Raw genomic sequence first — 12875 nt, forward strand, 5'->3', positions numbered from 1 at the left:
GGCGACAACAGTCGTTGGCAGTCAGGCTTCGGTCTGGCTGCCAGTCATGCTTTACTGTCTTCATGACGCCGCGTTGGCGGGGTCAAAATCCAGTCTCAGGATGAAGGACGTCACACAATGGGCAACGAGTTCGATATTCAAAACGCTGGCGGCTTAGTGCCGATGGTGGTCGAGCAGAGCGCACGCGGTGAGCGCTCCTACGACATCTACTCGCGCCTGCTCAAGGAGCGTGTGATCTTCTTGGTTGGGCCGGTGGAAGACTACACGGCTAACCTTGTGGTAGCGCAGCTGTTGTTCCTTGAGTCCGAGAACCCGGACAAGGACATCCACCTGTACATCAATTCGCCGGGTGGTTCCGTCACGGCGGGTATGTCGATTTACGACACCATGCAGTTCATCAAGCCTGACGTCTCGACTGTGTGCATCGGTCAGGCGGCGAGCATGGGTGCGCTGCTGCTGGCCGGTGGTGCCAACGGCAAGCGTTATTGCCTGCCGAATTCGCGCATGATGATTCACCAGCCGCTGGGTGGTTACCAGGGTCAGGCCTCGGATATCGAGATCCATACCAAGGAAATTCTCAGTATCCGTAAGCGCCTCAACCAGATCCTTGCCGATCATACCGGTCAGGATTTCGAGACCATCGCCAAGGATACCGATCGTGATAACTTCATGACCGGTGAGCAGGCTGCTGAATACGGTCTGATTGATGCCATGCTGGAGAAACGCCCGGCATCCTGATAGCGTGAGACACATCTCCAGCCACGATATGCAACTCCGGCGGCCGCTAGGTCGCCGTCCGTAGAGAGGTACGCAAATGGCCGACGGCAAAGGTAAGGACGAGAGCGGCAAGCTGCTGTACTGCTCGTTTTGTGGCAAGAACCAGAACGAAGTTCGTAAGCTGATCGCTGGCCCGTCCGTCTATATCTGCGATGAGTGCGTCGACCTGTGCAACGACATCATCCGCGAAGAGGTCCTCGAGGCCGATGCTGAAAGCGATGAAGATCGCCTGCCGGCACCGCGGGAGATTCGTCACACCCTCGATGATTACGTGATAGGCCAAGACCGCGCCAAGATGGTGTTGTCGGTGGCGGTCTACAATCATTACAAGCGTCTGCGTGCCGAAGTGAAGAGCGACGAGGTGGAGCTTGGCAAGTCCAATATCCTCCTGATCGGTCCCACCGGCAGCGGTAAGACGCTACTTGCCGAGACACTGGCACGCTTGCTCAATGTTCCCTTCACCATCGCCGATGCCACGACGCTCACAGAGGCGGGCTATGTCGGTGAAGATGTCGAGAACATCATCCAGAAGCTGCTGCAGAAGTGTGACTACGATGTCGACAAGGCACAGAAGGGCATTGTCTATATCGACGAGATCGACAAGATCTCGCGCAAGTCTGACAACCCCTCCATCACTCGTGATGTGTCGGGTGAGGGCGTGCAGCAGGCATTGCTCAAGCTGATCGAAGGCACGACGGCTTCGGTGCCGCCACAGGGCGGGCGTAAACACCCGCAGCAAGAATTCCTGCAGGTCGATACCGCCAACATCCTGTTCATTGTCGGCGGTGCCTTCGCCGGTTTGGACAAGGTGATCCGCGAGCGCGCCGAGAAGGGTGGCATCGGTTTCAACGCCGAGGTGAAAACCAAGGATGAAACCAAGGGTGTCGGCGATCTGCTGCTCGATGTCGAGCCAGATGACCTGGTGAAGTTTGGTCTGATTCCCGAGTTCGTGGGGCGTTTGCCGGTCATTGCGACACTTACCGAGCTCACCGAGGATGCGTTGATCGAGATCCTCACCGAGCCCAAGAACTCGCTCATCAAGCAGTATGTCAAGCTGTTCGAGATGGAAGGCGTGGACCTCGACTTCCGAGAGGAAGCGCTGCGGGCCGTTGCCAAGAAGGCCATGTCGCGCAAGACCGGAGCGCGTGGTCTGCGTTCGATCCTCGAAGCGGTGCTGCTCGATACCATGTACGAGATTCCGTCGCTTGAGGGAGTCACCAAGGTGGTGATCGACGACGCCGTGATTCGCGGAGAAAGCGAGCCACTGCTGATCTACTCTCAGCAGGAAGACGGCAAGGTGGCGGGCAAGGACGGCTAAGGTCGCTCCCCTCCGAAGCAGGGGCCGCATCTGCGGCCCCTTTTTTTCGCGCTCTTTTGCCCTGGCGGTCTATCCCCGCGCTTGCAATGAGTGCGCGCTGCCCCCATCACCTGTTCAATCATTCGAGCATTGAGGAACGTCTGCGATGCAGCAGAACGACGAACAGACCCAGAGTCTGCCCCTATTGCCGCTTCGCGATGTGGTGGTTTACCCGCAGATGGTGATTCCGCTGTTCGTGGGGCGGGAGAAGTCCATTCAGGCCCTTGAGGCCGCCATGGCTGCCGACAAGCGGATTCTGCTTGTCGCTCAGCGCGAGGCCGGTCAGGACGAGCCTGATACGAACGATCTGTTCGCAGTGGGTACTGTCGCCGAGATCATGCAGCTCTTGAAGCTGCCTGACGGCACCGTGAAGGTGCTGATCGAGGGCGCCTCGCGAGCCGATGTCGGCGATATTACCGTGGTCGACGAAAGCTATAGCCAGGCCGAGGTTACCCTGCGCGAGAGCGAGCCACTCACCGAGCGTGAGCAGGAATCGCTGGTGCGCGTGTTGCTCAATCAATTCGAGCAATACGTCAAGCTGTCCAAGAAGGTCCCCAATGAGGTGCTGAACTCGCTGTCAGGGATCGAGGATCCCAGTCGGCTGGTTGATACCATCTGTGCTCACCTGTCCTTGAAGATCGGTGACAAGCAGCAGCTCCTCGAGATGGATCGCGTCCGCGATCGTATCGAACACCTGATGGCGTTGATTGAGTCCGAAATTGATCTGCTCCAGGTCGAGAAGCGCATCCGTTCGCGGGTCAAGGACCAGATGGAGAAGTCGCAGCGCGAGTACTATCTCAACGAGCAGATGAAGGCCATTCAGAAAGAGATGGGCGAGCTCGACAATGTGCCCAATGAGGCCGAGAAGTACGAGCAGGCGATCGAAGAATCCGGCATGCCAGAGGAGGCTCGCGACAAGGCCACTCAAGAGCTCAACAAGCTGAAGATGATGGGGCCGAGCTCGGCTGAGGCAACCGTGGTTCGTTCCTATCTGGATTGGCTGATCGCGGTGCCCTGGAAGAAGCGCACTCGCGTGAAGCACGATCTGCTGCGGGCCCAGAAAGTGCTGGATGAAGATCACTACGGGCTTGAAGAGGTCAAGGAACGCATTCTCGAGTACCTGGCCGTTCAGAAGCGGGTCAAGAAGCTGAAAGGGCCGGTGCTGTGCCTGGTGGGCCCACCCGGGGTCGGCAAGACGTCGCTGGGACAGTCGATCGCTCGGGCGACGAATCGCAAGTACGTGCGCCTGGCGCTTGGTGGCGTGCGCGATGAGTCCGAAATCCGCGGACATCGCCGTACCTATATTGGCTCGCTGCCCGGCAAGGTGGTGCAGCGCATGAGCAAGGCCGGGGTCAAGAACCCGCTGTTCCTGCTCGATGAAGTCGACAAGCTGGGTATGGATCATCGCGGCGACCCGTCGTCGGCCTTGCTCGAGGTGCTGGATCCGGAGCAGAACGACAAGTTCAGTGATCACTATCTCGAGCTTGATTATGATCTGTCCGAGACCATGTTCATCTGTACCGCCAACTCGATGAATATTCCGGGTCCGCTGATGGATCGCATGGAGATCATTCGTCTGCCGGGTTACACCGAAGACGAGAAGCTTGCGATTGCCAAGCGCTACCTGGTGCCCAAGCAGCTCAAGGCCAATGGCCTGAAGAACGACGAGCTGACGTTCGAGGATGATGCTGTACTCGAGCTGATTCGCTACTACACTCGTGAAGCCGGGGTGCGTGAGCTTGAGCGCCAGGTCGCGAAAGTTTGCCGCAAGGTGTTGCGTGAACGTATCGAGGCGCAGGCTAAAGAAGGGGCTCAAGCACCTGAGCGTCTTAGCGCCGACGGTATCGAGCGTCACGCTGGTGTGCGTCGCTTCAACTACGGGCTGGCCGACCAGGAAGATCAGGTTGGGCGTGTTACCGGTCTTGCCTGGACGTCTGTAGGGGGTGAGCTGCTCACCATCGAATCCGTGCTGACGCCAGGGAAGGGGCGGATCAACAAGACCGGTTCTCTCGGTGATGTCATGAAGGAGTCGGTGAGCGCCGCGCAGACCGTGGTGCGTTCGCGGGCAAAGGCACTTGGCATCGATACCGAGCGTTTCGAGAAAGAAGACCTGCACATCCACGTACCCGAGGGCGCGACGCCAAAAGATGGCCCCAGTGCCGGCATTGCTATGGTCACCGCGATGGTCTCGGCCTTTACCGGGCGAGCGGTGCACTGCGAGGTGGCAATGACCGGTGAGGTCAATCTACGCGGTGAGGTGATGCCGATTGGCGGACTCAAGGAGAAATTGCTGGCCGCTAGGCGCGGTGGTATAAAGACCGTGCTAATTCCTGAGGAAAATCGTCGCGACCTCAAAGAAGTGCCTGACAATATCAAGGACGCATTGGATATTCGTCCCGTGCGTTGGATTGATGAGGTACTTGATGTCGCTCTTGCTGAAAAGTCTACGCTTGAGTCTGATAATAATCGCAAGGATGAACCTGCCGCATCCCAGACAGTGATCAGCACTCATTAGAGGTGATTTTTCCACCATGCCAAGGCCCAAACCTTGGCATGGTGGGGCTTGGGGCCAATAGTTGCTTGACGATCTTTGGTGGCATTGCTATAAATTACGCTTTGCTGTGATCGAATAAGCCGCCTCAAGATAGCGTCGATTTCCAGTAATTTCTGAAACAGTCAAGGGGTGAAGTGTGAACAAATCTGAGCTGATCGAAGCCATCGCCGCGTCTGCCGACATTCCCAAGGCGGCTGCAAGTCGTGCGCTCGACGCCATGGTGGATAGCGTTACTGAAAGCCTCAAGCAGGGCGATTCCGTCTCTCTGGTAGGCTTTGGCACTTTCTCCATCAAGGAGCGTGCCGCGCGTACTGGCCGCAATCCACAGACCGGTCAGCCGATCGAAATCAGCGCAGCCAAAGTGCCTAGCTTCAAGGCCGGCAAGGCGCTCAAGGATTCCGTCAACTGAGATTCTGGGTTCAGCCCGGTGGACTGACGGTCCTGACCATGGCGCATCGCTTAGCGGTGCGCCTTTTTATTGGTCGCCATTTCATGCGTCGTCCTGGCTCAGTGGAAGACGCTCCGTGACGTGAATCTAGGCAATGTCTGAAAAGTACTGCGCTCGCCCATACGGCGTTAAAAATCGGCTCAAGATGCTCATTTACACCCCGTAAACTCCGCTCTTTCGCCAATTTTTGCCTTGTCTGGCCTTCGCTCGTCGACTTTTCAGACAAAGCCTAGTGCATGGCCTGTATCATCTGAAACGCGTTTTCTGAAAAGCAGTGCCCGAGGTTTAGTCGCTAATACGCTGTGCCTGATGCTCAGTATCTTGACCATGGTTGTTCCAAGACCCTATCAGGCGCCTATAATGAACCGCTTTTTTTGCCAATCTCCAGCCGAGGCCAGTAATGCTGCAACGTATTCGGGATCGCTCCACCAGCTGGGGCGCCAAGATCATCATCGGCGCGGTGATCGCGACCATGGCCCTTTTTGGGGTCGATTCACTGATCGGTTTGGTCTCATCTGGCAGTGATGATGTCGCGACCGTCAATGGTCAGTCGATCACTCGTCAGCAGGTAGAGTTGCAAGTGCAACGCGCTATCCGCAGTGGTCAGGTGCCACCTGAGCAGGAGCGGCAGCTACGTGGTCAGGTGATCGATCAGCTGATCAGTACCTCGCTGCTGGATCAATACGCTGAAGAGGGTGGGTTGCATCTCTCCGAGAGCCAGATTGATGAGCTGATTGTTTCGCTACCTGAGTTCCAGAACCAGGAAGGTAACTTCTCTCGCGAGTTGTTCAAGAATCGCCTGGCAAGTGCCGGCTATACGCCTCTGGCGTTTCGTGAACAGCTGCGCGATGACATGCAGCGTCAGCAGCTCCAGCAAGGCTTTTCTGCCAGTGAGTTCATGCTCGAGGATGAGCAGCAGCAACTGGCGGCGCTGCAAAACCAGACGCGTCGTTATCGCTATCAGCAGCTCACTGCCTCTGATCTTGACGAAAGGCCGCAAGTTACCAGTGCCGATCTGAACGCCTATTATCAGGATCACCGTGATGAGTATCAGCGCCCGGAGCAGGTGAAGCTTGCCTATCTGGTGCTGGATCGTACTGAACTGGCTGATCAGGTAGAGGTCGATGAGTCGGATCTGCGCTCGCTTTATGCCGAGCGTGTCAGCAATGCCGACCGTCGCGTTTCCCACATCATGGTGACCTTTGGCGATCAGCGCAGTCGTGAAGAGGCGGTGACACGCCTTGATACGGTGAAAGAGCGTCTGGATGCAGGCGACGCCTTTGCCTCGCTCGCCAAAGAAGTGTCGGACGATACCTCTACCAGCGATAGCGGTGGTGACCTGGGCGTGATCAGTCGTGGCTTCTTCGGCGAAGCTTTCGAGGATGCGGCGTATTCTCTCGAGCAGGGACAGGTCTCGGACATCGTTGAAACGGATAACGGCCTCCATTTGCTCAAGGTGACCGAGATAGAGGTTCCGACTTTCGAGGCCCTGCGTGATGAACTTCGCGACGAGGTGGCGATGGCCGAGGTGGATGATCTTTTCAATCAGCGCGTCCAGCAGCTGATCGATGAAAGTTTCGCTGCCGATGATCTGGCAAGCATCGCCGAGGATGTGGGGGCCGAGCTTCAGGTCAGTGATTGGGTATCAGCTGCCGGTGCCGAAGGCGTGCTGGCCGAGCCGGGTGTCATGGAGGCTGCCTTCACGCCGGATGTGCTCGAAGAAGGCTTCAACAGCGAAGTTATCGAACTCGATGAAGATCGTCGCCTGGTGCTGCGCGTGCGTGAGCATCGTCCCGCGACCACGCTACCCTTGGACGCTGTACGTGACCGTGTGACCGAGGTAGTCGAGCAACGCAAGGTGCAGGAGGCACTGAAAGCACTTGCCGAGGAGCGTGTTGCCGCGCTGCGTGATGGTTCAGAACAGGCGGTCGACTGGCAGCAGGTTGAATCGGCTACACGCCAAGGCGCAGGCCAGGTGCCGTCGCCGGTTAATGCGTTGGCGTTCCGGCTGCCGCACCCAGAAGGCGAGTCGCCGGTTTATGGCCAGACAGCGACGCAGAATGGTGTGGCGCTGGTGGCCCTGGACGCCGTGCAAGAAGGCGATGCATCCGATGCGTCAGAGTCTCGCGTCGCACAGCTTGTCGAGCGGCTGCGCGCCCAGGCCGTGGTTAATGGCCTACTCGAGCAGTTGCGCAACGAGGCCGAGATCGAGCGCCTTTAAGACGCGCTACCGGGGTGGATGGCCTTCCCTGGCTTTCGGTAAATGAAGACGCGACCCGCCAGGGTCGCGTTTTTTTGTGCGCACTCGATCACTCAGTCAGGTGGTCGGTAGGGCCGTCACGGGTGTTGGGTGATGAATCGAGAGTGAACGCTGTTCTATGAAAGTCGCTGGCGGCGGCGACCTCGGCGAGGCCGATTTGCTCTGGGGTGGGGGCGTTGCCACCGGCCAGCACCTGCAGCACGCTGTGAACGCCCTGAGACAAGGATTCCAGGTGATAGCCGCCTTCGAGTACCAGTGCCAGTCGTCCCTCGCAGTGCTGGTCGGCCAGGCTCTGGACAATGGCAGTCATGGCGGCAAAGCCCTCATAGCTCACGTTCAGGCACAGATCGAGCCGATGGGCATCGAAGCCTGCTGAGATCAGGATCAGATCTGGCTGAAACCACTCTGTCGCGGGTACCAGGATATCGCGAAAAGCCGTCAGTATCGCGTGGTCGCCGGCTCCGCCGGGCAAGGGCACATTGATGGTGGTGCCCTCGCCGAGACCCGCACCGACATCTTCCAAGAGGCCCGAGCCTGGATAAAAGGGGGCGGCACGATGGGTGTCGAAGAGCATGACATTCGGCGAGGCCCAGAAGATGTCCTGAGTGCCGTTACCATGGTGGGCGTCCCAGTCGACAATCAGAACACGCTCCATGCCCAGTTCCTGCTGCGCATGGGTGGCAGCAACGGCCACATTGTTGAAAAAACAGAAGCCTCGCGAGCGAGCCGGTTCGGCGTGATGGCCTGGTGGGCGGCATAGCGCGAAGGCGCTCTGGGCTTGCCCTTTGCAGACGGCCTCGACGGCTCCGATGGCGGCGCCCGCGGCTACTTCGGCTGCCTCTATGCTGCCAGGTGAGACCGCTGTGGTATCGACATCCAGCCAAGCGTGCTGACCGCGCATGCGGTCAATTTCCCGCAGGTGGGCGCTGGTATGGACGCGGCCCAGCTCTTCCATCGTGGCCGGTTTGGCGGGCGCGAAGCGCACCCCCGAAATGGGCTCGGCGTTGAGACGATTGATGATGGCGGTGATCCGGCCGGGGTGTTCGGGATACTTCCATTGTACGGCCAGGCCATTGAGAATTTCTCTGACTCGCCGGTCCAGGCGGCCAGGCAGGAAGGGGTCCTGGATATCGGGTTGATGGTTCAGCATGCGGTCGTCATTGATCACTAGCACTGAGCGGTCTCCGATCACGAGCATTCTCCGTCACGTTAAGGTTGCCAGGCGTTTGCCCCGGCGCTCGCCTTAGTGTCGTCGCCTCCGGTCGCTATAGCAATTCGGCGGATGTTGGCAATGTTGCCCTATGGCGGGGTCGTGCCACGTCCTCACCACAATGCGGCAAATAACCCCATGGTGATGTCCCTTTGTTCCCCGTCAGTCTCTCACCTGTTTTGTCAGCATGCTTCCTGCCCGGAAGGCATGCTGAAACAGGACAATAATGTTATACAGTTACTTCTTTGTCTTCGCTTTCGTCAAGGACTTGCTTCGTGCCTTCTCACGTTTCTTCACGCGCTCCGCTATCGTGCATTCCGGTACACGTCATTACCGGTTTTCTGGGTAGTGGCAAGAGCACGCTAATTCGTCACCTGCTGACGCAAAAACCGCCAGACGAGCGCTGGGTCGTGGTCATCAACGAGTTTGGTCAGGTCGGTATAGACCAAGCCATGTTCGAGGAGCGTGAGGATGTGGTGGTCAAAGGCTTGCCCGGCGGGTGCTTGTGCTGCCAGCTGGCCTTCGTGCTGCAAGCCTCCCTGGTCAACCTTTTGCACCGTCATCGCCCCGACCGGCTGATCATCGAGCCCTCGGGGCTGGGGCATCCGGCAGGGCTGCTGGATCTGCTGCGCGGAGAGGCCTTCGCCGAGGTGCTGGACGTGCGCGATATCATCACGCTGCTGGATCCGCGTCGCCTCGATGAGCCGCGTGCACGGGGCAACGAGACCTTTCGCGACCAGCTGGAAATGGCCGATGGCGTGGCGCTGACCATGACCGACCTGTCGACAGAGGCGCAGTGCCGTGAAGCCGACGCCTATCTGGCGAATCTTTGGCCCGCCAAGCGCTGGGTCGAGTCGGCACCTCATGGGCAGTTGCCGGTATCGCGACTGCTTGATGCCTCGGATAGCAAAGGTGGGCGCTATGCCGAGAATGACTTGGATAAGGCGAGGCCTTCCCAGCCCGCCGCGCATTCCACTGCCCGGGATAGTCAGGCTCAGGTCGTGCTGGATGCATTCGCGTATCGCGAGCCAAGCCCTGGGGCGCCGGTGTGTGATGAGGGCGCGTCGCTTGGTTACCGAAGTCTTGGTTGGCGTTTTCATGCAAGCGAGGTTTTTTCGCTGGATGCACTGGCAAGGCTGCTTGAGTCATTGCCCTCGACGCTGCGCATCAAGGCAGTAGTGAATAGCGATGCCGGTTGGCAGTGCTACAACCGGGCGTCGGGTCAGGTCACCTTGACCTCGACCAGTTGGCGGCGTGATTCGCGTCTTGAGCTGATCATCGAGGAAGGGGCACAGGGTCTGCCTGAGGCGGCCTCATTCGCGTCACGCCTGCTGGCCTGCAGGGAGGCAGGAAATCCAGCATCAAACTCGCCGCGCTAGGGGGTCGTGACGCTGCCTTTAGGAGGCGGTGAGTGGTACAATTTCGCATTGCTATCACGAAGCTAGCCTCATCAGCCTCCTGTAGCGCCAAACAGTCGCAGTGCAAAGGATTTGACGACCCATGGGTGACATCGCCAGAGAGATTCTGCCAGTCAACATCGAGGACGAGCTCAAGCAGTCGTACCTCGATTACGCCATGAGCGTGATCATCGGCCGGGCGCTGCCCGACGTGCGCGATGGCCTTAAGCCGGTGCACCGCCGCGTGCTTTTCGCCATGCACGAATTGAACAACGACTGGAACAAACCCTACAAGAAGTCGGCCCGTGTGGTGGGTGACGTCATCGGTAAGTATCACCCGCACGGGGACAGTGCGGTGTACGACACCATCGTGCGCATGGCGCAGGATTTCTCGATGCGTCACGTGCTGGTCGACGGTCAGGGTAACTTCGGTTCGATCGACGGTGATAACGCGGCCGCCATGCGTTATACCGAGGTGCGCATGTCAAAGCTCTCGCATGAGCTGTTGGCTGATCTCGAGAAGGACACCGTCGACTGGGTCGATAACTACGACGGTACCGAACGCATCCCCGCCGTGCTGCCGACCAAGGTGCCCAATCTGCTGATCAATGGCAGCTCCGGTATCGCCGTGGGCATGGCCACCAATATACCGCCGCACAATATGAGCGAGGTGATCAGCGGCTGCCTGGCGCTGATCGACGACCATACCCTGTCGGTCGATGACCTGATGGAGTACATCCCGGCACCGGACTTCCCGACCGGGGGCATCATCAACGGCAAGGCCGGTATCCTCGATGCGTATCGGACCGGCCGTGGACGTATCTATGTACGCGCCCGTCATACCATCGAGCATGATGACAAGACCGGTCGTGACCACATTATCGTCAGTGAACTGCCTTACCAGGTGAACAAGGCCCGGTTGATCGAGAAGATCGCCGAACTGGTCAAGGACAAGAAGATCGACGGCATTGCGGAACTGCGCGACGAGTCCGACAAGGACGGTCTGCGCGTGGTGATCGAGGTCAAGCGCGGCGAGAGTGGCGAGGTGGTGGTCAATAACCTCTTCGCCCAGACCCAGCTGCAGAATGTCTTCGGTATCAACATGGTCGCCCTGTCGGATGGTCAGCCGAAGACGCTGGATCTGAAGCAGATGCTCGAGGCCTTCATTCGCCACCGTCGCGAAGTGGTGACCCGGCGGACCTTGTACGAGCTGCGCAAGGCCCGCGAGCGAGGGCATATCCTCGAGGGTCTGGCGGTCGCCATCTCCAACATCGACGAGGTGATCGAGCTGATCAAGGCCTCGCCGTCGGCCACTGAAGCCAAGGACAAGCTGCTGGCCCGTGCCTGGCAGCCGGGGCAGGTCACCGCCATGCTGGAGCGTGCCGGGGCGACCTCTTGCAAGCCTGAGGACCTGGAAGAAGGCTTCGGTCTCGATGAGGCAGGGCAACAATACCGGCTCTCGCCCGCCCAGGCCCAGGCCATCCTTGAACTGCGTCTGCACCGCTTGACCGGCCTTGAAACCGAGAAGCTGCTCAACGAGTACCTGGGGATCCTCGAGAAGATTGCCGAGCTGACGGCGATCCTGGCCTCGGCCGATCGCCTGCTCGAGGTGATTCGCGAGGAACTCGAGGCGATCCGCGATCAGTATGGTGATTCGCGTCGCACCGAGATCCAGATCAGTCATCTGGACCTGCATATCGAGGACCTGATCGCCGAAGAGGATATGGTGGTGACCATTTCCCGCAACGGCTACGCCAAGACCCAGCCGCTGTCCGACTATCAGGCCCAGCGTCGCGGCGGTCGCGGCAAGTCGGCGACGGCCATGAAGGACGAGGATGTCATCGAACACCTGCTGGTGGCCTCGACCCATGACACCGTGCTGCTGTTCACCAACAAGGGCAAGGTCTACTGGCTCAAGGTCTACGAGATGCCCAATGCCAGTCGTGGCTCGCGTGGCAAACCCTTGATCAACCTGCTGCCGCTGGACGAAGGCGAGGCCGTGAGCGCTATGCTGCCGGTGCGCGATTACCATGCCGACAGCTTTATCTTCTTTGCCACGGCCAAGGGTACGGTCAAGCGCACCAGTCTTGATCAATTCTCGCGCCCACGCAGTGTCGGCCTGATTGCCATCGACATCGATGAAGATGACCACCTGATCGGCGCCGCCATCACCTCAGGCAGCGATCATGCCATGCTGCTGTCTTCCAATGGCAAGGCGATTCGCTTCGAAGAGTCTCATGTCCGTGCCATGGGGCGTACCGCCCGCGGTGTGCGCGGCATGCGCCTGCAGGATGGCGCCAAGGTGATCAGCCTGATCATCCCGCAGTCTCAGCAGATCGATGTCGAGAATGAAGGCGATGCCGACGTTAATGACGAGTCGCAGCAAGATGTGACAGCGGCCGGTAACGGTGGGCAGATCTATATCCTCACCGCCTCCGAGCGCGGCTTTGGCAAGCGCACACGCCTTGAGGAGTTCCCGCTGCGGGGTCGTGGCGGGCAGGGCGTCATTGCCATGCAGACCAGCAAGCGCAACGGCGACCTGGTCGCGGCGATGCAGGTCTATTCCGCCGATGAAATGATGCTGATCACCGATCGCGGCACGCTGGTGCGTACCCGTGTCGAAGAGGTCTCTACCACCTCGCGCAATACGCAGGGCGTGATGCTGATCCGCCTCGGCGAAGGCGAGGCGCTGGTCAAGACCGTACGTATCGACGAGCCGGAAGAGGAAGAGATCAGCGGTGAGGTGCTTGATGCGTCGCTCGACGAGGCTTCTGATACCCAGGAAAGTTCCGATGGGGAAGAAGGCTCCGATGGAACGCCGCAAGCGGGCCAGGACGGCGACGACTCACCTGAAGATGGTCACTGACCCTCT

The 12875-nt window shown here is 59.1% G+C and carries 8 protein-coding genes; 7 read left to right on the top strand and 1 reads right to left on the bottom strand.

The window, feature by feature from the left end:
- The first annotated feature begins 117 nt into the window (after positions 1 to 117).
- The 5 genes from clpP to HF027_RS07670 all read left to right on the top strand — a co-directional run bounded on the left by clpP (position 118) and on the right by HF027_RS07670 (position 7357).
- A complete protein-coding gene (gene clpP, locus HF027_RS07650) occupies positions 118 to 738 on the top strand; it encodes an ATP-dependent Clp endopeptidase proteolytic subunit ClpP (protein ID WP_168014427.1) in 621 nt (206 codons plus the stop codon).
- A gap of 76 nt (positions 739 to 814) precedes the next feature.
- Positions 815 to 2095, top strand: coding sequence for an ATP-dependent Clp protease ATP-binding subunit ClpX (gene clpX / locus HF027_RS07655; RefSeq protein WP_168014429.1), 1281 nt, complete (start codon positions 815 to 817; stop codon positions 2093 to 2095).
- Between the two features lie 145 nt (positions 2096 to 2240).
- On the top strand, positions 2241 to 4649 hold the full coding sequence (gene lon / locus HF027_RS07660) for an endopeptidase La (protein ID WP_168014431.1): 2409 nt from the start codon (positions 2241 to 2243) through the stop codon (positions 4647 to 4649).
- Positions 4650 to 4824: 175 nt separating this feature from the next.
- Positions 4825 to 5097: a nucleoid-associated protein HU-beta gene (gene hupB, locus HF027_RS07665; protein WP_092528694.1), complete on the top strand. Its 273-nt coding sequence runs from the start codon at positions 4825 to 4827 to the stop codon at positions 5095 to 5097.
- A 439-nt stretch (positions 5098 to 5536) separates the two neighbouring features.
- Positions 5537 to 7357: a SurA N-terminal domain-containing protein gene (locus HF027_RS07670; RefSeq protein WP_168014433.1), complete on the top strand. Its 1821-nt coding sequence runs from the start codon at positions 5537 to 5539 to the stop codon at positions 7355 to 7357.
- A gap of 88 nt (positions 7358 to 7445) precedes the next feature.
- Here HF027_RS07670 and HF027_RS07675 read toward each other — a convergent pair whose 3' ends face one another.
- A complete protein-coding gene (locus HF027_RS07675) occupies positions 7446 to 8594 on the bottom strand; it encodes a histone deacetylase family protein (RefSeq protein ID WP_168014435.1) in 1149 nt (382 codons plus the stop codon).
- Between the two features lie 287 nt (positions 8595 to 8881).
- Here HF027_RS07675 and HF027_RS07680 point away from each other — a divergent pair, with 287 nt between their 5' ends.
- Both HF027_RS07680 and gyrA read left to right on the top strand, forming a co-directional pair.
- Complete coding sequence (locus HF027_RS07680; RefSeq protein WP_168014437.1) at positions 8882 to 9985, top strand: CobW family GTP-binding protein; 1104 nt, start codon at positions 8882 to 8884, stop codon at positions 9983 to 9985.
- 121 nt (positions 9986 to 10106) lie between these two features.
- The gene (gene gyrA, locus HF027_RS07685) at positions 10107 to 12869 is read left to right on the top strand and encodes a DNA gyrase subunit A (RefSeq protein WP_168014439.1); all 2763 of its coding nucleotides are present in this window, start codon (positions 10107 to 10109) and stop codon (positions 12867 to 12869) included.
- The last annotated feature ends 6 nt before the right edge of the window (positions 12870 to 12875 follow it).

This window comes from Halomonas salinarum, assembly GCF_012062845.1.
Classification (GTDB): Bacteria; Pseudomonadota; Gammaproteobacteria; order Pseudomonadales; family Halomonadaceae; genus Onishia; species Onishia salinarum.

Coding starts and splice junctions, on each gene's coding strand:
- clpX (WP_168014429.1), top strand. CDS start 815: ATGGCCGACGGCAAAGGTAAGGACGAGAGCGGCAAGCTGCTGTACTGC.
- HF027_RS07675 (WP_168014435.1), bottom strand. CDS start 8,594: ATGCTCGTGATCGGAGACCGCTCAGTGCTAGTGATCAATGACGACCGC.
- clpP (WP_168014427.1), top strand. CDS start 118: ATGGGCAACGAGTTCGATATTCAAAACGCTGGCGGCTTAGTGCCGATG.
- gyrA (WP_168014439.1), top strand. CDS start 10,107: ATGGGTGACATCGCCAGAGAGATTCTGCCAGTCAACATCGAGGACGAG.
- HF027_RS07670 (WP_168014433.1), top strand. CDS start 5,537: ATGCTGCAACGTATTCGGGATCGCTCCACCAGCTGGGGCGCCAAGATC.
- lon (WP_168014431.1), top strand. CDS start 2,241: ATGCAGCAGAACGACGAACAGACCCAGAGTCTGCCCCTATTGCCGCTT.